This is a genomic window from Phytobacter sp. SCO41 (assembly GCF_003073275.1).
Lineage (GTDB): Bacteria > Pseudomonadota > Gammaproteobacteria > Enterobacterales > Enterobacteriaceae > Phytobacter > Phytobacter diazotrophicus.
Map to the genome: position 1 here is coordinate 33,344 of NZ_CP027225.1, position 19,970 is coordinate 53,313.

General features: G+C 51.6%; 20 protein-coding genes. 8 read left to right on the top strand and 12 right to left on the bottom strand.

Annotation, left to right across the window (positions count from 1 at the left end; genetic code table 11):
• Position 1: 1 nt before the first annotated feature.
• Positions 2-292 carry an acetolactate synthase small subunit gene (ilvN, locus tag C5523_RS00160; protein ID WP_071195124.1) on the top strand — a complete coding sequence of 97 codons (291 nt, stop codon included), beginning with the start codon at positions 2-4 and terminating at the stop codon, positions 290-292.
• A 17-nt stretch (positions 293-309) separates the two neighbouring features.
• On the opposite strand, the gene C5523_RS00165 is transcribed toward ilvN, so the two are convergent.
• The gene (locus C5523_RS00165) at positions 310-1,104 is read right to left on the bottom strand and encodes a DeoR family transcriptional regulator (RefSeq protein WP_108700416.1); all 795 of its coding nucleotides are present in this window, start codon (positions 1,102-1,104) and stop codon (positions 310-312) included.
• 262 nt (positions 1,105-1,366) lie between these two features.
• Here C5523_RS00165 and rbsK point away from each other — a divergent pair, with 262 nt between their 5' ends.
• The 5 genes from rbsK to nepI all read left to right on the top strand — a co-directional run bounded on the left by rbsK (position 1,367) and on the right by nepI (position 6,633).
• Positions 1,367-2,287 carry a ribokinase gene (rbsK, locus tag C5523_RS00170; RefSeq protein ID WP_039080054.1) on the top strand — a complete coding sequence of 307 codons (921 nt, stop codon included), beginning with the start codon at positions 1,367-1,369 and terminating at the stop codon, positions 2,285-2,287.
• Between the two features lie 93 nt (positions 2,288-2,380).
• Complete coding sequence (fucP, locus tag C5523_RS00175; RefSeq protein ID WP_071195122.1) at positions 2,381-3,697, top strand: L-fucose:H+ symporter permease; 1,317 nt, start codon at positions 2,381-2,383, stop codon at positions 3,695-3,697.
• Positions 3,698-3,708: 11 nt separating this feature from the next.
• Complete coding sequence (locus tag C5523_RS00180; RefSeq protein WP_108700417.1) at positions 3,709-4,722, top strand: aldose 1-epimerase family protein; 1,014 nt, start codon at positions 3,709-3,711, stop codon at positions 4,720-4,722.
• Between the two features lie 170 nt (positions 4,723-4,892).
• Positions 4,893-5,345: a DUF1198 domain-containing protein gene (locus C5523_RS00185; RefSeq protein WP_039080057.1), complete on the top strand. Its 453-nt coding sequence runs from the start codon at positions 4,893-4,895 to the stop codon at positions 5,343-5,345.
• A gap of 106 nt (positions 5,346-5,451) precedes the next feature.
• Positions 5,452-6,633, top strand: coding sequence for a purine ribonucleoside efflux pump NepI (gene nepI / locus C5523_RS00190; RefSeq protein ID WP_107222670.1), 1,182 nt, complete (start codon positions 5,452-5,454; stop codon positions 6,631-6,633).
• Between the two features lie 76 nt (positions 6,634-6,709).
• Here the strand turns inward: nepI and C5523_RS00195 are convergent, their stop codons facing one another.
• The 6 genes from C5523_RS00195 to C5523_RS00220 all read right to left on the bottom strand — a co-directional run bounded on the left by C5523_RS00195 (position 6,710) and on the right by C5523_RS00220 (position 12,734).
• Entirely contained in the window at positions 6,710-7,615 is a 906-nt protein-coding gene (locus tag C5523_RS00195; protein WP_039080058.1) for an EamA family transporter, read from the bottom strand.
• Positions 7,616-7,721: 106 nt separating this feature from the next.
• Positions 7,722-9,101 carry a carbohydrate porin gene (locus C5523_RS00200; protein WP_039080059.1) on the bottom strand — a complete coding sequence of 460 codons (1,380 nt, stop codon included), beginning with the start codon at positions 9,099-9,101 and terminating at the stop codon, positions 7,722-7,724.
• Between the two features lie 266 nt (positions 9,102-9,367).
• Positions 9,368-9,670, bottom strand: coding sequence for a PTS lactose/cellobiose transporter subunit IIA (locus C5523_RS00205; RefSeq protein ID WP_039080060.1), 303 nt, complete (start codon positions 9,668-9,670; stop codon positions 9,368-9,370).
• Positions 9,671-9,676: 6 nt separating this feature from the next.
• Positions 9,677-11,065 (bottom strand): glycoside hydrolase family 1 protein, encoded by a 1,389-nt coding sequence (locus C5523_RS00210; RefSeq protein ID WP_071195118.1) that lies wholly within the window; start codon positions 11,063-11,065, stop codon positions 9,677-9,679.
• Between the two features lie 14 nt (positions 11,066-11,079).
• Positions 11,080-12,408: a PTS sugar transporter subunit IIC gene (locus tag C5523_RS00215; protein ID WP_039080062.1), complete on the bottom strand. Its 1,329-nt coding sequence runs from the start codon at positions 12,406-12,408 to the stop codon at positions 11,080-11,082.
• A gap of 11 nt (positions 12,409-12,419) precedes the next feature.
• Entirely contained in the window at positions 12,420-12,734 is a 315-nt protein-coding gene (locus tag C5523_RS00220) for a PTS sugar transporter subunit IIB (RefSeq protein WP_071195117.1), read from the bottom strand.
• Positions 12,735-13,028: 294 nt separating this feature from the next.
• On the opposite strand from C5523_RS00220, the gene C5523_RS00225 reads away from it, so the two are divergent.
• On the top strand, positions 13,029-13,982 hold the full coding sequence (locus C5523_RS00225) for a LacI family DNA-binding transcriptional regulator (protein ID WP_039080064.1): 954 nt from the start codon (positions 13,029-13,031) through the stop codon (positions 13,980-13,982).
• Between the two features lie 43 nt (positions 13,983-14,025).
• Here C5523_RS00225 and C5523_RS00230 read toward each other — a convergent pair whose 3' ends face one another.
• Positions 14,026-14,568, bottom strand: coding sequence for an RNA 2'-phosphotransferase (locus tag C5523_RS00230; protein ID WP_108700418.1), 543 nt, complete (start codon positions 14,566-14,568; stop codon positions 14,026-14,028).
• A gap of 378 nt (positions 14,569-14,946) precedes the next feature.
• Here C5523_RS00230 and C5523_RS00240 point away from each other — a divergent pair, with 378 nt between their 5' ends.
• Positions 14,947-15,861, top strand: a complete 915-nt coding sequence (locus C5523_RS00240) for a LysR family transcriptional regulator (RefSeq protein ID WP_107222668.1) — start codon at positions 14,947-14,949, stop codon at positions 15,859-15,861.
• A gap of 45 nt (positions 15,862-15,906) precedes the next feature.
• On the opposite strand, the gene C5523_RS00245 is transcribed toward C5523_RS00240, so the two are convergent.
• Genes C5523_RS00245 through C5523_RS00260 form a run of 4 tightly spaced genes read right to left on the bottom strand, consistent with a single transcriptional unit; the run spans position 15,907 to position 19,612 of the window.
• Positions 15,907-16,767 carry a fumarylacetoacetate hydrolase family protein gene (locus C5523_RS00245; RefSeq protein ID WP_071195114.1) on the bottom strand — a complete coding sequence of 287 codons (861 nt, stop codon included), beginning with the start codon at positions 16,765-16,767 and terminating at the stop codon, positions 15,907-15,909.
• 26 nt (positions 16,768-16,793) lie between these two features.
• Positions 16,794-17,402, bottom strand: a complete 609-nt coding sequence (gene ttdB, locus C5523_RS00250; protein ID WP_071195113.1) for a L(+)-tartrate dehydratase subunit beta — start codon at positions 17,400-17,402, stop codon at positions 16,794-16,796.
• Positions 17,399-18,298: a L(+)-tartrate dehydratase subunit alpha gene (gene ttdA / locus C5523_RS00255; protein WP_172960864.1), complete on the bottom strand. Its 900-nt coding sequence runs from the start codon at positions 18,296-18,298 to the stop codon at positions 17,399-17,401. The genes ttdB and ttdA overlap by 4 nt, the downstream gene beginning before the upstream one ends.
• 18 nt (positions 18,299-18,316) lie before the next feature.
• Positions 18,317-19,612, bottom strand: a complete 1,296-nt coding sequence (locus tag C5523_RS00260; RefSeq protein WP_079496867.1) for an MFS transporter — start codon at positions 19,610-19,612, stop codon at positions 18,317-18,319.
• Positions 19,613-19,970 lie beyond the last annotated feature (358 nt).

Sequence of the window (19,970 nt, forward strand, 5' to 3'; positions counted from 1 at the left end):
CATGCAACAGACAGTTTCTGACAACGTAATTCTCGAACTCACCGTGCGTAACCATCCGGGTGTGATGACCCACGTCTGCGGCCTGTTTGCCCGCCGCGCGTTTAACGTGGAAGGCATACTTTGTTTGCCAATCAAAGACAGCGAGCAGAGTCGCATCTGGCTACTGGTGAATGACGATCAGCGTCTGGAGCAGATGATTAGCCAGATTGAGAAGCTGGAAGACGTAGTGCAGGTCGTGCGTAACCAGTCTTCACCAGGGATGTTCAACAAACTGGCCGTGTTCTTCGAGTAAGGCGACACCAGGCTCGCTTAGCGGGCCTGATCGTTTTCTGAGTCTGGTGTAATCACTTTCACAAACCCGTTACGGCAATGGGTCGGGTAATCCGCCGGTAATGGACGGTCGCTAATTAACACATCAAACCCGGACAGCGGCGCAATGCTCGCCGGTGCGACCTCATCAAACAGGGCATGGCGTGCCAGCAGAATTTTGCGCATGCCGTGCTCCATCGCCTTTCGCTTCATGGGCAAATCATCCAGGTTAAACCAGGTTACGCCGTGGTGTTCGTGCACGCCGCTGGCGGAAATAAACACTTTTCGCGGGTTTAATGAATCTAACAGCGAGGGATTATTCGGATCGTAAAAGGCATCGCTTTTGGCGCGCCAGGTGCCACCGCAGAGCATGGCCGTTGCGTTAGGCTTGGCGGTAAGCGCGACAAATACCTGATGGGAATAGCAGATGCCCGTAAAGGTAATGTCATCCGGGATCATGCTGATAACCAGCGGCATTTCCGGCCCATTATCAAAAAAGACCAAATCGTTCTCGCTCACCAGTCCGGCGGCAAGGATGGCGACAGGTAAATCATCACGATGGTGGGGACGTAGGGTAGATTGTGGTGCGGCGATGGGGGCGGATGGTTTGTTCACCATCACGATATAGCCCCCCAACAGCGCTAACGGCAGCGGTTCGTCGTCCTGACTAAAGTCCCTGCGAATGGTCATGACAGACACTTCCAGCATACGCGCGGCATCTTTTAAGTGGATCCGGTCGGTCTTTTTCAGTAACTCCACCAGACGTCGGATACGTTCTTTTTGCTTCGTTTCCACTCTCTTTCTCCGCTCTGCTTTGCTCTGCTGTGTTTCTAAAGTAACATTTTCTATCAATCAGGAACACGTAATGATATCAACACTATAATCCTGTTACCTGGCAAATAAAAGTGATGTGGCGCGGTATGTCAGGGATTTTGCGGTGTTGGAGGGTAATAAATGTGATTCTCTAATCGCGATCATGGTCACAAATGATACTAAAATAACATGCTAATGTTACTAAAATATCATTGTTATGTGATTGTTTCTGAGAGGTAGCAAAATGGATATCGCAGTCATCGGCTCCAATATGGTGGATCTCATCACTTATACCAACCAGATGCCGAAAGAGGGAGAAACCCTTGAAGCCCCTGCCTTCAAAATCGGTTGCGGTGGTAAAGGCGCGAATCAGGCGGTGGCCGCCGCTAAAATGAATTCGAAAGTGATGATGTTGACCAAAGTGGGTGATGATATCTTTGCGGACAATACCATCCGTAATCTGGAGTCCTGGGGAATTAACACCACCTATGTGGAAAAAGTCCCCTGTACCAGTAGCGGCGTCGCGCCGATTTTTGTCAATCCCAACTCCAGCAACAGTATTTTAATTATTAAAGGCGCAAACAAATTTCTCTCTCCGGAAGATATCGATCGTGCTGCCGAAGATTTGAAAAAATGCCAGTTAATTGTCCTGCAACTGGAGGTACAATTAGAAACGGTATATCACGCCATCGAATTTGGTAAAAAGCATGGTATTAAGGTGTTATTAAATCCTGCCCCCGCACTGCGTGAACTGGATATGACCTACGCCTGTAAATGTGATTTCTTTATTCCCAATGAGACCGAACTGGAAATTCTGACCGGCATGCCGGTCGACACCTACGATAATATTCGTACGGCGGCGCGGAGCCTGATTGATAATGGCCTGAATAATATTATCGTGACCATGGGTGAAAAGGGTGCGCTATGGATGACCCGCGAGCGCGAAGTTCACGTTCCGGCGCACAAGGTCAACGCTATTGATACCAGTGGCGCTGGCGATGCCTTTATCGGCTGTTTTGCCCACTACTATGTCCAGGGCGGCGATGTCGAAGCGGCAATGAAAAAAGCCGCGCTATTCGCTGCTTTTAGTGTGACCGGCAAAGGCACACAATCGTCTTACCCCAGCATTGAACAATTTAATGAGTACCTGGCTTTACATGAATAATAACCGCTGAGTTTATTCTGCAGCGGGCGCATCATTGCTGCCTGCTGTTCGGAATAAGACAGTGATAAACCCTGCACATTGAAAGGTAGCACTATGAACGAAAAAAATATCGTTCAGATGCCCGACGGGTATTTGAATAAAACCCCTTTGTTCCAGTTTATTTTGTTATCCTGTTTATTCCCGTTATGGGGATGCGCCGCTGCGTTAAATGATATTCTCATTACGCAATTTAAAAGCGTGTTCTCATTAAGTAATTTTGCTTCTGCGTTAGTGCAGAGTGCGTTTTATGGCGGCTATTTCTTAATTGCGATTCCGGCTTCTCTGGTTATTAAAAAGAGCAGCTATAAAATTGCGATATTAATCGGGCTGACCCTTTATATCGTCGGCTGTTCACTGTTCTTCCCGGCCTCGCATATGGCGACCTATACCATGTTCCTGGCGGCGATATTTGCCATCGCCATTGGGCTGAGTTTTCTTGAAACCGCGGCCAATACGTACAGTTCGATGCTGGGGCCAAAATCACATGCGACTCTGCGCCTGAACATCAGCCAGACCTTCTACCCGATTGGCGCGGCGGCGGGCATTTTGCTCGGTAAGTACCTGGTTTTCTCCGAAGGTGAGAGTCTGCAAAAGCAGATGACCGGGATGACACCCGAGCAGATTCATAATTTTAAAGTGTTGATGCTCGAAAACACCCTTGAGCCCTATAAATACATGATTATGGTGCTGGTGGTTGTCATGGCGCTGTTTATGTTCACCCGCTTCCCGAAATGCAAAGTGGCGCAAACGGAGACCCATAAACGTCCAACCGCCATGGAAACGCTGCGTTATCTGGCACAGAATGCCCGTTTTCGTCGTGGTATTGTCGCGCAATTCTTGTATGTCGGCATGCAGGTGGCGGTGTGGTCGTTCACCATTCGTCTGGCACTGGAACTGGGCGATATCAACGAACGCGATGCGTCAAACTTTATGGTCTATAGCTTCGCCTGCTTCTTTATTGGCAAGTTCGTCGCCAACATTCTGATGACGCGGTTTAACCCGGCCAAAGTGCTGATCCTCTATTCCGTGATTGGCGCCCTGTTCCTGGCATACGTGGCGCTGGCCCCCAGCTTTAGCGCGGTGTACGTGGCGGTGGCAGTCAGCATCCTGTTTGGACCGTGCTGGGCGACCATCTATGCCGGCACGCTGGATACCGTGGATAACGAACATACGGAGATGGCAGGCGCGGTAATTGTGATGGCGATTGTTGGCGCGGCGGTGGTCCCGGCGATTCAGGGCTATGTGGCAGATATGCTCCATTCACTGCAACTGTCGTTCCTCGTTTCCATGCTGTGCTTTGTCTACGTTGGCGTCTATTTCTGGCGCGAAAGTCGAGTGCGTCGCGAACTGACCGAAGCGACCGCTTCCTGAGGAGAAGGACGATGGCAACACGATTGACTCTGTGGCGTGAGCTGTTCACCCAACAGCCGCGCACCTTACTGGAAAACAGCGATTTTACCGTCACCGCGTTCCGCTACCCGAGCGACGTGGAGGCTGTACGGCTGGAGAACGCCCGTGGGCACCTGGTCGTACTGCCCTGGCTTGGACAGATGATCTGGGATGCGACCTTCGACGGGCACGACCTGACGATGCGTAACATGTTCAGCCAGCCCAAACCGGCGAATGTGATTGTTGAAACATACGGCTGTTTTGCTTTTCATTCCGGGCTGCTGGCGAACGGCTGTCCGTCAGCGGAAGATACTCACGCGCTGCACGGCGAAATGGCCTGCGCCACGATGGATGAGGCGTGGCTGGAGCTTGACGGCGACGCGCTGCGTCTGGGCGGGCGCTATGAGTATGTGATGGGGTTTGGCGATCACTACCTTGCACAACCGTCGGTCACGCTGCATAAAGCGAGCGCGCTGTTTGATATCGCCATGGATGTCACCAATCTGGCGTCGGTGCCGATGCCGCTGCAGTACATGTGCCATATGAACTATGCCTATGTTCCGCAGGCGACATTTAGCCAGAACATTCCGGATGAAGCGTTAACGCTGCGCGAATCCATCCCGGCGCATGTGAAACCGACGGAGCAGTGGCTGGCATTCAATCGCCGCGTACAGCAGGGCGAAGCGACGGTCACTGCGCTGACGGAGCCGGAATTCTACGATCCGGAAATCGTCTTCTTTGCCGACAGGCTTGACCGCCACACGGATAAGCCTGAGTTTTGTATGCATGCACCGGATGGCACCACCTTTGTGACGCGTTTTTCCAGTGAGCAGTTTAATTACGTCACGCGCTGGATCCTTTACAACGGCGATCAGCAGGTCGCGGCATTTGCCCTTCCGGCAACCTGTCGCCCCGAGGGGTTTCTTGCTGCGAAGCGTAGCGGCAGTTTACTCAGCCTTGCGCCACAGCAAACCCGCCATTTTAGCGTCACCACGGGCATTGCCTGATGGCCTTACCTGAGCCCGGTTCGCCGGGCTTCGTTGTGTATTCTCATCAATAAAATCAGCCATCTGCGTGATCCCGTGCACTACGAAAAACCAGTAAGCTCACGCTTCGACTGTCCATTTTGTGCATTTTGACTTTATGATGTGCCTCCTGAGATGTGGCGGGAGCTTTCATGATTTGGTTAACACTGACGACACTGGTTGTGGTTTTTATTATTGGTTTCAGGGTATTAACGTCTGACTCACGTCGCGCGATCCGCCGGTTGAGTGAGCGGCTGGCAATCACGCCGGTGCCGGTGGAAACCATGATTGATCAGATGGGGAAAAGCGCAGGGGCGGAGTTTATTCAGTATCTGGCTCGCCCGGATGAAGCACATCTGCAAAATGCCGCCCAGATGCTCTTTATCTGGCAGGTTTTTATTGTCGATGGCAGTGAACAGCATCTGCAATCCTGGCATCGCATTCTGCAAAAGGCCCGGCTGGCCGCGCCCATTACCGATGCGCAAGTCCGTCTCGCGCTGGGCTTTTTACGCGAACTCGAGCCGGATGTTGCTGAGCTTAATGCCTTCCAGATGCGCTACAACACTTTGTTTGTCCCTGAGGAAGGAGTGCACTGGTTACACTGATCTTACTGTCCGACGGTGTAAATAGTTGCGTAAATGTTAAATGAATCACACTGTTGTTTGTTACACTACACGGCTTTCTCAATAAAACATGAAGCCGGGTGTAAAAATGATGGAAATGCAGCGGACGCAGCCTGCAACAGGCGGCGTAAGTCGCCCAAACTGGTCGGCGGTATTTGCCGTCGCCTTCTGTGTGGCGTGCCTGATCACCGTGGAGTTTCTGCCGGTGAGTCTGTTGACGCCCATGGCGCAGGATTTGGGCGTGTCGGAAGGTGTTGCCGGTCAATCGGTGACGGTAACGGCATTTGTCGCCATGTTCGCCAGCCTGTTTATCACCCATATCATCGGCAAAACGGATCGCCGTCTGGTGGTTATTGCCTTTTCCGTGCTGCTGACGCTCTCGTGTCTGCTGGTCTCGTTTGCCAATAATTTTACCTTGCTGTTGCTCGGGCGTGCGTGCCTTGGGTTAGCGCTGGGCGGTTTTTGGGCGATGTCCGCCTCCCTGACTATGCGACTGGTGCCTGCCCGCACCATTCCGAAGGCGCTGTCGGTCATCTTCGGTGCGGTCTCCATTGCGTTGGTGATTGCGGCGCCGTTGGGCAGTTTTCTCGGCGGGATCATTGGCTGGCGGCATGTGTTTAACGGTGCAGCGCTAATGGGGTTCGTCTGTATTGGCTGGGTGTGGATGGCGCTGCCGTCGATGCCGGGACAGACGGAACATCATCAGAATATGTTTGGTTTGTTGAAGCGCCCTGGCGTCCTGGCCGGGATGCTGGCAATTTTTATGGCTTTCGCCGGGCAGTTCTCGTTTTTCACCTACATTCGTCCGATCTTTATGACCCTCGCCGGCTTTGATGTTGATGGCCTGACGCTGGTGTTATTGAGCTTTGGTGTTGCCAGCTTTGTGGGTACTTCGCTTTCATCACATATCTTAAAGCGCTCGGTAAAACTGGCGCTGGCCTGTGCGCCGCTGATCCTTGCGGTGAGCGCGCTGGTGCTGATTTTGTGGGGCAGCAATAAAGTGGTTGCTGCGGGGATTGCCATCGTCTGGGGATTATCGTTCGCACTGGTGCCGGTGGGGTGGTCGACGTGGATCACCCGCTCGCTTGCCGATCAGGCGGAAAAGGCGGGGTCGATTCAGGTGGCGGTTATTCAACTGGCAAATACCTGTGGCGCGGCGGTTGGCGGCTATGCGCTGGACAACCTGGGCCTGCTTTCACCGCTGGTGCTGTCCGGGGCGCTGATGCTGCTTACCGCGCTGCTGGTGGCAGGAAAAGTGAAGGTGAAGTGATTTTCCTCTCACCCTTATCCGGGTTATCGCTGCGCTAACCGTAGCCCCGGTAAGCGTCAGCGCCACCGGGGGAATGTCAGGCTGCAGCCTGCATGCGTTTGCGGGAATCCAGCGAAATCAGCAGCACCGACGACACAATCATCAGCGTACCCAGCCAGTCCGGCAGCGTAAAAGCGATACCCAACAGGGCAACCGAGAGCAGCGCGCTACTCAGCGGTTCCGCACAGCTCAGAATACTGGCGCGTGAGCCGCCAATCATCTGTGCCCCTTTCAGATACAGGCTAAAGGTCAGCGCGGTACCCACCATCACCAGATACATAAACGCCATCACCAGATTGCCGTCGATAACGAAATCGCCACCTTTATTGCCATAGAACGGCGTCAGCATTAATCCGGCGAGAAACATACTCCAGCCGACAATCGGCAGCGTGCCGTAGCGGGCGATAAGCTTCGACGGATAGGTGGAATAGAGTGCGGCGGAAAACGCCGACGCGATGCCCCATACCAGCGCTTCGGTGGAAATCGACAGCGATGTCATATTTCCGTGGGTCACCAGCAAGAGGGTGCCAATCAGAGAGGTTGCAATCGCCGCCGTAACAGCGAGCGTCGGCTTCGCTTTTCGTGCCAGGGCAAACCACGTCACGATGATTGTTGGCGAGAGAAATTGCAGTACCGTGGCGGTGGCGGCATTCGATTTCTCGATGGTCACCAGGAAGGTGAGCTGAACGATAAGCGCGCCAAACAGCGAAAAGAACAGCAGGCTCAGCGTGTCTTTGCGGTTTTTCACGATCGCGAAAATTTTATCGCCATGGAAAAACGACAGAATTAATAACACCGCGCCGCCGGACAGCAGGCGAACCATCGTCAACCAGGGGGCTGCGATGTGACTTTTCTCCATGATGTACTGAGCGCAAACCCCGGAACTGCCCCATAAAATGGCGGCAATCAGTACATAAAGCATCCCTTTTTTTGTGAAACCCATTTTCTACCCAGTCCTGCCATGCTGCTTTCTTATTGATGAATTTTGCATCATAACACAGGCGTGATGGATAACCGGAGGCAGCATCCCTGCCGCCCGTGGATTTACATTAGAACCAGGCTTCCCACATTGCACCGACGTTGAAGGAGTCCAGCGTGGTGTCATCCGTACCGTTAACACGCGCGGTACGCTTGTTGTCAACTTCGCCACCAGTCACGTAGAAGCGCAGCATCGGACGGAACTCTGGCCCCATATCGATGGAGATATTCTGCGACAGGGTCGCTTTCCAGCCGTTGTTATCACCGCCTTTGTCGTAAGCCACTTTCTGCCAGCCCAGCTCAAGCCAGGTAGAATGAACGTCGTTCCACCAGTACATCGGGCGCACAATGGCGTTGTAGTTCTTACGGTTGTCAGACTTGTCTGCGCTGTTGTCGTAATCGTGGAAGGCGAGGAGATATTCCACCTGCATCTGGCGACTAAACTTGTGCAGCCCTTCGAAGCTGGCATAAATAGTCTTTAAATCATCCGTTTTGTTATAAACGCTGTTATCTGCGTTATCGGAGTAACGGGCGATAACTTTGTTCACACCGCTGTCGTTGGTATGGCTTAACACCACGCCACCCTGCCAGGCTTTCAGGCGGGCGTCGCTTTCAACGGCCTTCGAGTCAAAACCGTAGTTTGCGTAAACTTCCAAATCCAGCGGGCCGACTTTCATGCCGTGGATTTTTGAGGTGACGGCGTAGTTGCCTTTGTCGCCGGTGCCGGAGCCGCCGGTACAGGTAATGCGTGACGGGTTATCCCCGTTGTCTTCCACTTCCGGGTTACAGGACTGCACGGCAGCTACAGTGGCCACGTCAAACTGTACGCCACCGATATCGAAGTTTTTCACCCCGGCACCCTGGCCATCGTGGTTCATCCAGAAGTAGTCGTTGATGCCCTGTTGTGGACGCTGGTGGAAGTCACGACCTGCCCAGAAATAGGCGTTCGGGTTGGATTCCAGCAGGTTGGTCACACCGGCGTAGGCTTTTTTCAGGTTAACTTCGTCGCCCCAGTGATCGAACATCACGTTGACGTCCCAGATTGCTCCATGCGAACTCTTAAACGCTTTGGAAAGCTGGAACTCGCCACCGTTGCCTTCGTTACCCAGACGGCCAATCGCAGACGAGCCGTTATATGAACCGTCTACGCCAACATATTTCTGATCGCCGCTCTGGTAATGGGCGCCATAACGGGCGTAACCGCTAAATTTCACGCCATAAGGAATGGCTAAGTCAGGCGTTTGCGCAGTGCTTTGCGGCTCGGTAATGACATCCGCTTTTTTATCAATAGCGGCATCCATTTTTGCCTGCCGCTCGGCTAATGCTTTATCCACCGCTTTTGCCACGATGGCGTCGATTTGTTCTTGCGTAAATTCTTGTGCTATCACCGAACCAGAGCAAAGCGCAGCCGCAACCGCCAGTGCCACTGGAAGTTTATTGTTTAATTTCATAGTTATCTCAATTTATACCCTTTATATTTCAAGTTGCATGGGCATTAGCTGCGCGCATTCACCCGAATCACTTACATCAGTAAGCTCATCGGGATTCTTTCGCCTGCCATGTTCCTGAAACTCGAATTATTTAGGGTCTCGTTGGTTGTTTTTAAACAATAACCATCCTGTCCTGATTTGACAGAACAACATGCCAGTATCAAAACAAGCTGATTTATATTTTATAATTCAGGTACAGAGTTATATCTTCCATAAACAATGAGCTTTTAACGCTGATAAAGCTGAATAATCTCCTCTGATAATTCACGCGCCAGTAACGACGTCATTAAATGATCCTGGGCATGTACCATAATTAATGTCATGGGTTGCCGGGCTTCGCCGGCATCCTGTTCAATTAATTTGGTTTGCATTTGATGGGCCTGACGTGAATAACCATCGGCTTCACGCAGCAGTGTTTGGGCTTCCTCAAAATTGCCCGCTCTTGCGGCACGCAATGCTTCAAAGCACAGACTGCGTGACTGACCCGCGTTAACGATAATTTCCATTACCGCTTCTTCTAATGCGACCATATTTATTTACTCTTCATCAAAACCATTATTCTTCGCGGTGGCGGCAAACCATTCTCCGCTTTTCTTAACGGTACGTTTCTGGGTTTCTAAATCGAGCTGAACAAAACCGTAGCGATTTTTATACGCATTACACCATGACCAATTATCAATAAAGGTCCACATATGATAACCAAGGCAATTACAGCCTTCGCTAATTCCTTTATGCAGCCATTTGAGGTGATCGGCAATAAATGCAATCCGGTACTGATCGTTTATTTGCCCGTTTTCAATAAAGCGCTGTTCATTCTCGACACCCATTCCATTTTCAGAAATAAAGCAGCGTGGGTTGCCATAATTATCACGAAGATTAACCAAAATATCGTAAATACCCGGCTCATAAATTTCCCAGCCGCGATAAGGGTTCATTTTTCGCCCCGGCATCTCGTAATAATCAAACAGCCATTCCGGCATAAACGGTGACTCTGGGTTAACGGCGCTGTCCCGGCATTTCACCCGCCGCGGCTGGTAATAGTTAATGCCCAGTAAGTCTATTTTCCCGTCGGCAATCAGCTCCTTATCGCCCAGATGGCACTCAGGTAGCTGATCATACTCTTTCAGCAAAGCCACCAGGTCCGCCGGGTATTCACCCCGCAGTACCGGATCGAGGAAGCTGCGGTTAAACAGCAGATCCGCATGGTGCGAAGCTTTTACATCCGCCGGGTGCTGTGAACGCGGATACGACGGCGTCAGGTTGAGCACAATGCCGATCTCACCAGGGTGACGCCCGGCGCGAAACGCCCGCACCGCGCTGGCATGAGCCAGTACCGTGTTGTACGCCACTGTGGCTGCCCGTTTGAAATCCACCACGTTCGGGTAATGGAAGTCATACAGATAACCCCCTTCAACCGGCACAATGGGTTCGTTGAAGGTAAACCAGTGCTTCACCTGATGACCAAACAGGTCGAAACAGATCTGCGCGTAGCGGGTGAATGCCTCAACCACTTCGCGATTTTCCCAGCCGCCTTTCTCCTGCATCACCATCGGCATGTCGAAGTGGAACAGAGTGATAAACGGTTCGATGCCCTGTTCCACCAGTTCGTTAAGCATGGTGCTGTAAAACGCAACGGCCTGGGTATTCACCTCACCGGTACCGTCAGGAATCAGTCGGCTCCAGCTTATTGAGGTACGAAAACTGTTGTGGTTCAGTTGTTTTAACAGGGCGATGTCTTCGCGCCAGTGCTGGTAAAAGGTGGACGTATCCTGCGGGCCCACCTGCTGATGAAAGCGCCAGGGTTGGCTGGCGTACCAGGCATCCCATGTTGTGGCGCTCTTCCCGCCCTGTAAGCTTTCCCCTTCGGTTTGTTGCGCGGAACTGGCGCTGCCCCACCAAAAGTTTTCGGGAAATGCATATTTCATTTTTCTCTCCTTGTTCAGTTACTGCCGACGGTTTCCGCCATCGGTGCGCTGTTCTGCGCTTTTTGCTCTTCGGTCTTCATCAATGAACGTTCGTAAGCACGCAGGAACGGCAGGTACATCAGTGCGGACATCACCATACAAATCACGCACATCACCACCGGACTGAATGCCCAGTTGGCAGCCCAGGATGCGCCAATCGGTGCCGGTGTTGTCCATGGCGTCAGTGAGACGACCTGCGCCAGTAAGCCCATGCGGGTTGCCGCATACGCCAGAATGGCGTTTACCAGAGGGACACAGACGAACGGGATAAACAGCATCGGGTTCATGATGATCGGCGCGCCGAACAGAATCGGTTCATTGATGTTAAAGAAGCTTGGCACAACGCCCATTTTGCCGATAGTCCGCAGGTGCGCAACGCGGCTACGCAGCAGCAAAAAGGCCAGCGGTAAGGTTGAACCCACGCCGCCGATCAGCAGGTAGTGGTCCCAGAAACCTTGCAGGTAAACGTGCGGCAATGCAGCGCCTGCGGCCAGAGCAGCCTGGTTGGCGGAGAGGTTTGCCATCCAGAAGGGGTTCATGATGCCGGTGACGATAAGCGAACCGTGGATACCGGCAAACCAGAAGATCTGGCACAGCAGCACAGAGAGCAGAATGGCAGGCAGTGAGTCTGATGCGGAGACCAGCGGTTCCAGCAGGTGCATAATCGCCTGCGGCAGGATCATGCCGGTTTGCGCTTCAATAAACAGGTTCAGCGGATGCAGCGTACCGATAATCACCAGAACCGGGATCAGGATTTCAAACGAGCGGGCAACACCGGTCGGCACCTCTTTCGGCAGGCGAATAGTGATGTTGTGTTGCTTGAGCCAGGCATAAACGCGAGCGGAGTAAATCGACGTCAGCAGTGCGGTGAAGATGCCCTGACCGGAGAGGTACTGAGTGGAAATCTGTCCTTCATGATAGGGGGCCGCTACCAGCAGGAACGCCATAAACGCCAGCAGGCCGGTCATCACCGGGTCAAGATTAAACTGACGGCCCAGGCTCGCACCGATACCGACAGAAATGAAGAAGGTCATGACCCCCATGCTCAGGTTGAAAGGCAACATTAGCTGTGCGCGATATTCGGTAGAAAAATCCAGCCAGGCGCGGGCAAAACCGTTGGTCGTTTCCGGGGAGAACGGTGGGAAAATAAACACCAGCATAAACGAGCCGATGATCATGAACGGCAGCGCGGCGGTAAAGCCATCGCGGATAGCGATAACGTATTTCTGCTGTCCGAGTTTGCCCGCAAGCGGGGTAATGGACTGCTCAATGACGCCAATCATAGACTGATATAACGAACTCATGGGTTCACCTTTTAGTGCGCCGCTTCAATCAGCGACAGTGCATAGTCCAGTACTTTATCGCCACGCTGCATCCCGTAGTCCATCGGATTGATGGGCTGCACGGGGATACCGGCGGCGGCGGCCTTTTCTGACAGCGTATTTAACATATATTTCACTTGCGGTCCGAGAAGCACGACCTGGTATCGTGGAAACTGCATATCAAATTCAGCCACACCGTACGCATCGATCTCGACCGGCAAATTCCGTTGCTGCGCCTCTTCAACCATTTTCCTGACTAACAGGCTGGTAGACATACCGGCGGAGCAACACAACATAATCCTGAACATCTTGACCTTCCTCGAATGTAAAAAGTTATTGCGGGGATGATTGGATATCATACGGAAACCGGTTTCCATCTCGTCGCAAAAGAAGTGTGATGGGTATCAAAGTCTCAATGATATAAGCGCTTTTTTCTGGATTCAGGTCACGGAATTTGGATGGATTCTGATAGCAATAGAGTCCAAATGGAAAATCGGTTTCCATGAAAAAAAGAAAAGGATATACTGCGAATGGTTATATTATGAACCATTGCTGTACTTGGTATTTTCAGGCGTAAATTAGTCGTCTGTCAGGGGAGAAAGATGTCTACAATCAACGATGTATCACGTTTAGCTGGGGTGTCCAAAGCCACAGTCTCACGGGTGTTGAGTGGTTCGCGCGGCGTTAAGGAAGCCAGCCGCCTTGCAGTACTGAAAGCGGTCGATGAGCTGAATTATCGGCCCAATGTTATCGCACAGTCCTTACTCAGCCAGTCGACAGGCTGCATCGGTGTGATTTGCGCCCAGGACAATATCAACCAGACCACCGCATATCTTTACGCGTTGGAAAAACACCTCAGCCAAAGTCAGAAACATTTGCTGCTGCGCTTTGCCAACAGCAAAGCGGGGGTGCTGAGCGCGCTGGAAGAACTTACCTGTGGGTTGTGCGACGATGTGTTGATTATCGGCGCCCGTTTCCCGCTGAATATCAACGACGAGAATGTCATTCTGGTGGATTGCGCGGAGTCGGAAACGCCAAACAGTATCCAGTTCGACCACGCGTTCGCGGCGGAAACGGCCTGTAATTTCCTGATAAGTCAGGGAAGACGCCAGATTGCCCTCATCCACCCCGATACCAGCGGCCCGGCGGACCAGGTACTGCTCGGTTATAAGCATGCGCTGGAAAACAACTTCCTGCCGTTTAATCGCAATCTGGTTTTTATGGATGACACCTCGTCATCTGTGGCGCTGCAGGTATTGCTCAACAATGCTACTACCTTGAATTTCAACGCCCTTTTGGTTGCCGATGAGCAGGAAGCGCAGCGGGTGATCCCGCAGTTGCAGGCGTTCAATAAATCCGTACCGGGCGACATCATGGTCTTTAGCCTGGCGGGGTCACTGCATCTGCCAGGGGTTCCAAAAATCCCGGCGATTGAGTACTCCATAGACTCGATGGCGGCGCGGATTGTCGCGTGGCTCAACGAAAAAACCCAAAGCGCGCTGGGCTCTTGTGTGGTGCGCGGGGATTTAATTATTCCTGAGATGATCAAGCGTTAACGTTTAAAGAGAGCCTCCACCCGGAGGCTTTTTTACGCCGGGATCACTGGCTGATAAATTCCACCGCAACCTGCCGGGTCAGCCAGACGCCATTCTCTGCCTGATAGAACGGATAACCCTGTTCAAACATGGCGAATGCGTTAATTTCCAGCACCACCGGCGTGCCGTAACGCTGTCCGACCTGGATGGCCACCTCCCGATCGGCGGAGAGATGAACATATTGTCGCGACTGTGCGGTTAATCCTTCTGCAAGAATGGCGGAAAGAAAACGGCTGGCGGTGCCGTGGTACAAGATGTCCGGTGGTTTTTTTTCAGTAAAGGCGATATCGACTTTCGCCGTCGAGTGCCCCTGAACGGCACGAATACGCAGCCCGTCTTCGGAGAGGGCGAAGCGCTTTTTATCACTGCCGTCCACGACAGCCTCAATGAGTTGTTTGTCCAGTGATTGCCCCTGGTCTGCCGCGCCTGCGATCAGTGCATCAATGTTCGCCCACCCTTCGCTATCCAGTTCCAGACCAATGGCTTCAGGTTGATGGCGCAGAACGTAGCTCAGAAACTTACTGACTTCATTATGTGCTTTTTTCATTATTGTCTGCCTTAGACATCGTTTTCAGTGAGAATACCATTCAATGCTGTTTTGCAAATAATAAAATTAAACCTCGCTGAGGAAGCTCGCTTTTTGATATGTTAATGGTTGGGAAGCGAGCCTGTAGATAATTAGACTTGCAGAAGCCAATTGTTATTTAGCAGTGTCACACATTTTAACTTATACGCTGGCGCGAATGCAGGCCGAAATATTATTATATATTCGTCATACTGCAAGTTGCATGTGCGTTGGCTTATCTCGCTCACCCCGGTCACTTACTGGAGTAGGCTCCTGGAGATTCACTGTGTTGCCGCCTTCCTGCAACTCGAATTATTAATAGTATAAGAAAAAAAAGTAATTTACCTGTGAGGAATGTTTGTGGAACTCCATCAGCTTCGCTGTTTTATTGCTGTTGCCGACGAATTACATTTTGGCCACGCGGCACAGAAGCTGGATATGCTGCCATCGGCGCTGGGTCGTTATATTAAACTTCTCGAAGAGAACCTTGGCACGCGGCTACTCACGCGCTCCACGCGTAATGTTTCGTTGACGGCACACGGCGCGCTTTTTCTGCCAGAAGCGCGGGAACTGGTTACCCGGGCGGATGACGTGCAAAAACGCTTTCAGACGCTTGCAAGGCAAAATGCCGGTACATTACGTGTAGGCGCCATCGACAGCGCGGCAATAAGTCTCATTCCCCATGTGCTGCATCACTTTCGTGAAAAGTGGCCGGGCGTGGAAATCCATTTTCTGGAAGATAAATCCTCTCGCTTGCTACCAAAGTTAAAAACCGGACGCCTGGATCTTATTTTTATTCGCCCGATGGGGGCGATGGACAGTGAATTTCAGAGCCAGTTTTTGTTTTATGAAGATGTGGTACTGGCGATTTCGCAAAATCATCCTCTGGCGCAGAAAACGGAAATTAATGTTGAGGATTTACGCGATATCTCATTGATTGTACCGGAAAAGCGTGTCAGGCCGCATAGCTATGACTTAACCCTGAGCTTGTTTGAGCACGCCGGGTTTAAACCCCAGCTTATCCAGATTGCTGATGAAAAACAGACCATCATTAATATGGTCGCGGCGGAATTAGGTGCGGCGATTATGCCAAAATGGGTCATGCGAATGGCGGCGCTAAATATTAAATTTATCCCCATTGGTCGAGGTTACGAAAATATTCGCAATAAATTACCAATGTCTGCCGTGTGGGTAAAAGGGGCGCGGGATGAAACCCGGGATAATATGATGCAGATCGTCATGGATGAATTAAAGACGATAACCAGTTTATATTAACGAAAAACCCGGCAAGTATGCACTGCCGGGTTTATTTCATCGCAATCAGTGTGCCATGGCGTTTGACAGGGCGGTCACGCGGTTAACGAGACGACCAATCTTGCCGATTTCCACTTCAATCACGTCGCCTTCTTTCATGAATAGCGGCGGTGTGCGTTTTTTACCAACGCCACCCGGCGAACCGGTGATAATCACATCGCCAGCCTCCAGCGGGCTAAAGCGGGAGATGTATTCCACCAGGGCGGCAACCGACCTGACCATATTCTGCGTGGTGTCGTGCTGAACACGGTTGCCGTTCAGCCATGTGCTGATCGCCAGATCCTGCGGGTCGCGGATTTCGTCGCTGGTGACCAGCCACGGACCGAATGCGCCGGTCTTGCGCCAATTTTTGCCAGACGTAAACCAGGTATATTGCATGTCGCGCACCGACCCATCCATGAAACAGCTGTAACCCGCAATATGATCTAACGCTTCTTCGCGACTTACGTTGTCGGTCGGTTTGCCGATGATCACCGCCAGCTCGCCTTCATAGTCGAACTCATTGCTGCTATCCGGTTTACAGACCACTTCGCCGTGGGCGGAGAGGGTGTCCGGGAAGCGAACAAACAGGGTTGGCGCATCGATAGTTTGTTCAAACTCGATCCGCTTTTCCATGTAGTTCATGCCCACACAGAAAATTTTATTAGGGTTTTCGATGACTGGAAGAAAACGGATCTCGCTGGCGTGAAAATCTGCCTGCTCCGGTTTTACTCTGGACAATTCGTCTACTGCTTTGGCGGCAATAACGGATTTTAAATCGGGATAATACGCTGACAGGCGTTTTCCCAAATCGTAAATCATTTCGCCTTCAATACAGCCCCATGTTTTTACACCGGATTTCGGATTAACAAAACTTAATAACTTCATGATAATACCTGTGCCTGGACGGCGAGTTATTTAATAAACTTAATCTGCTGATTAATCTCTTCGATAATCGGCATTTTCCTCGCATTGAAGACCTTCTTATTCTCTTCAAATAAGTTGTTGCCTTCGCAGTCGATGGAAATAATCAGCGGCCCGAACTCTTTCACCTTATTGACCCATAGGGTCTCTGGCATACCGAGATCGCGCCATTGGGCGTCTTCAATTTTTTCCACGCAGGTGGCCGCCAGTACGGCGCATCCGCCGGGGAAGACTGCATGCACGGCTTTGTGGGTACGGCAACCTTCTTCGGTGTTCGGCCCCATACCTCCTTTACCAACAATCAGCTTCACACCGGTCTGCTCGATAAACTCTTTCTCGAACTTCTCCATTCGCATGCTCGTTGTCGGCCCAATGGAGATCATTTCGAACTCATTTTCGCCTTTTTCGACAACGATCGGACCCGCATGGAAAATAGCCAGACCTTTCAGATCTACCGGCAGCTCACGCTTCAGTTCAATCAGACGACGATGCGCCACGTCACGACAAGTCACCAGCGTACCGGTCAGATAGACGATGTCGCCCGGCTTAAGTGCCAGTAAGTCTTCGTCTTTGATAGGGGTTGTCAGTACTTTTTTCATAATACGGCGCCTTCATGGGAAAGAATTTCGTAAGACAGGTCAGCTGCGAAACGGATCGCGCCACGACGGTGTGCCCAGCACCCGGTCGACACGGCAACGCCGATAGTTGATGGATGACGTGCGGAGGATTCGATATTAACCCCCATCACGGTCGCTTTACCGCCCAGCCCTTGTGGACCCAGACCGACTTTGTTCAGACCTTCTTCCAGCAAGACTTCCATTTTCGCCGCATCAGCGTTCGGGTGAGCGGAATCCACCGGACGCAGAATCGCTTTTTTCGATAATCGTGCCGCCGTTTCAACGGAGGTGGAGATCCCTACACCAACCAGCAGCGGCGGGCAGGCATTAACGCCGTATGAGGTGATCACGTCGAACACGAACTGATTCACGCCTTCATAACCCTGGCCTGGCATCAGAACTTTTGCTGCGCCCGGCAGGGAGCAACCGCCGCCCGCCATATACACCTCGATGGTGCAACTGTCGTCATCCGGGATGATGTCCCAGTCCAGCCACGGCACACGAGAACCGGTGTTGGTGCCCGTGTTTTTCTCGATAAAAGTTTCAACCGCGTTATGGCGCAGTGGGGCTTTTTTGGTGGCTTCCAGCGTGGCGGTACGCAGCGCATCCTGCAGGCCGCTTAAGTACGGGAATTTTGCGCCGCAGGTGATAAAGTACTGAATCACCCCGGTGTCCTGGCAGCATGGGCGGTCCAACTCATCCGCCCGTTTCTGGTTTTCAAACATTGAGTCATAAATCGCGACAGCCAGCGGTGCATCTTCTTCTGCACGTAAAGCTTCGAGTTTTTTCATGACGTCTGTTGGCAGACGTTTACCGACATACCCGGTAAAGCGGGTCATCACATCAGTTAAAGACGACATTGCATCTGAAGTGTTCACAATTTGCTCCATTTTTCGTTAAGCCAATGAGCTTTTCATTGCCTTGCGTTTACGGCTAATTTCAATAGAAAGGGTCAGTACGGCGGAAACCACCAGCATGGCTGCAACGCAGTAGAGTGCGAGGGAGAAGTCGCCCGTGGTCTCTTTCAGCCAGCCAATGACTGCCGGGCCAGCAAAGCCACCGAGGTTGCCAATTGAGTTGATGGCGGCGAGGCCTGCTGCGGCTGCCGGGCCATTGAGGAACAGTGACGGAATGCTCCACAGCGGCGGTTTGCACGACGAGATACCTACACTTGCCATCACCAGCGCGACAACCGCCAGGGGCAGGCTGTGCACAGTACCGGCCAGGATGAAGCCCAGACAGGCGAACAGGCAAGCGCCCACAACGTGCCAGGTGCGCTCTTTGGTTTTGTCAGAATGTCTGGCCCAAAGAATCATCGCGACGATAGAAAGCGCAGCCGGAATGGCGTTGATAAAGCCAATCTGCATCGTGGTCAGGCCGAAGGATTTAATAAACTGCGGCGACCAGATGTTGAGAGAATAAAGCCCCGCGGAAGTACCGAAATAGACCACTGCCAGCGTAAGGACGCGTACATCGGTCAGCCCCTTCCAGATGCTGGTTTTCGCTTGCCCGGCTTTGCCTTTGTTCTCTTCTGCCAGAGTGTCGATCAACCACTGAGTTTCATCTTTAGACAGCCAGCGGTTTTTCTCCGGACGGTCACTCAAGTAGAAGAAGGTGAAGATGCCGAGCAGAATGGCTGCCACGGAATCCAGCATGAACATCAGCTGCCAGCCTTTCATGCCAAACGCGCCGTGCATACTGAGAATGATGCCCGCCAGTGGGGAACCGAGCATGGAGGAGATCGGCGCAGCTGCCATAAATAACGCAATAACCTGCGCCCTGCGTTTAATCGGGAACCAGGTGCTTAAATAAAGAATAATGCCAGAGAAAAAGCCCGCTTCTGCGACACCTAATAAGAAACGCAGAATATAAAAACCAGTAACGGTTTGCACAAACATCATGCAAGCGGCAATAATGCCCCAGCTCACCATAATTCGTGCTAACCAAATACGCGGACCGACTTTTTGTAAAATAACGTTCGATGGAACATCAGTTAAAAAATAGCCAATAAAAAACATGCCCGCACCCACCCCAAATACCGTGGAAGAGAATCCCAGGTCCTGGTTCATGGTGAGCGCAGCAAAGCCGATATTAATACGGTCGAAAAATGCAATAAAATAAGCAAACATCACAAATGGCACTATTCGCCACGATATTTTCTTGAGGGTAATCTGCTCTATTGATGGATTCATGTCATCGTTTCCAGCGGTAATATAATAATGGCAGGTGACGTGATGGAATAAAAAGTGACCTGCTGACGCGGGCAACTATGCGGGGAATAATGGTGGGGATCATCCAACGAAGATTGTATAAAAAATTAGAATAATCGAGGAGAGAATAACAAACCCATGCATAAAGCATGGTTATGATCAATTAAATCGCAAAAACAGGTCAATTGTTAACAAAATAAACCGGAATTGGTAACGTAATTTGAACAAATTCGGAATGAAAGAAATCGTGGGGAATGTGATAAGGCTCAAATATCTGCAGTTATGATGTTTGGCTGTAAAATGCCAGGCGCCGCCGGGGAGTGTCCCGTATGCATCGCGC

Bases quoted from the DNA above. Each gene is read 5' to 3' on its own strand.
- ilvN (WP_071195124.1), top strand. From the start codon at position 2: ATGCAACAGACAGTTTCTGACAACGTAATTCTCGAACTCACCGTGCGT.
- rbsK (WP_039080054.1), top strand. From the start codon at position 1,367: ATGGATATCGCAGTCATCGGCTCCAATATGGTGGATCTCATCACTTAT.
- fucP (WP_071195122.1), top strand. From the start codon at position 2,381: ATGAACGAAAAAAATATCGTTCAGATGCCCGACGGGTATTTGAATAAA.
- C5523_RS00180 (WP_108700417.1), top strand. From the start codon at position 3,709: ATGGCAACACGATTGACTCTGTGGCGTGAGCTGTTCACCCAACAGCCG.
- C5523_RS00185 (WP_039080057.1), top strand. From the start codon at position 4,893: ATGATTTGGTTAACACTGACGACACTGGTTGTGGTTTTTATTATTGGT.
- nepI (WP_107222670.1), top strand. From the start codon at position 5,452: ATGATGGAAATGCAGCGGACGCAGCCTGCAACAGGCGGCGTAAGTCGC.
- C5523_RS00195 (WP_039080058.1), bottom strand. From the start codon at position 7,615: ATGGGTTTCACAAAAAAAGGGATGCTTTATGTACTGATTGCCGCCATT.
- C5523_RS00200 (WP_039080059.1), bottom strand. From the start codon at position 9,101: ATGAAATTAAACAATAAACTTCCAGTGGCACTGGCGGTTGCGGCTGCG.
- C5523_RS00205 (WP_039080060.1), bottom strand. From the start codon at position 9,670: ATGGTCGCATTAGAAGAAGCGGTAATGGAAATTATCGTTAACGCGGGT.
- C5523_RS00210 (WP_071195118.1), bottom strand. From the start codon at position 11,065: ATGAAATATGCATTTCCCGAAAACTTTTGGTGGGGCAGCGCCAGTTCC.
- C5523_RS00215 (WP_039080062.1), bottom strand. From the start codon at position 12,408: ATGAGTTCGTTATATCAGTCTATGATTGGCGTCATTGAGCAGTCCATT.
- C5523_RS00220 (WP_071195117.1), bottom strand. From the start codon at position 12,734: ATGTTCAGGATTATGTTGTGTTGCTCCGCCGGTATGTCTACCAGCCTG.
- C5523_RS00225 (WP_039080064.1), top strand. From the start codon at position 13,029: ATGTCTACAATCAACGATGTATCACGTTTAGCTGGGGTGTCCAAAGCC.
- C5523_RS00230 (WP_108700418.1), bottom strand. From the start codon at position 14,568: ATGAAAAAAGCACATAATGAAGTCAGTAAGTTTCTGAGCTACGTTCTG.
- C5523_RS00245 (WP_071195114.1), bottom strand. From the start codon at position 16,767: ATGAAGTTATTAAGTTTTGTTAATCCGAAATCCGGTGTAAAAACATGG.
- ttdB (WP_071195113.1), bottom strand. From the start codon at position 17,402: ATGAAAAAAGTACTGACAACCCCTATCAAAGACGAAGACTTACTGGCA.
- C5523_RS00260 (WP_079496867.1), bottom strand. From the start codon at position 19,612: ATGAATCCATCAATAGAGCAGATTACCCTCAAGAAAATATCGTGGCGA.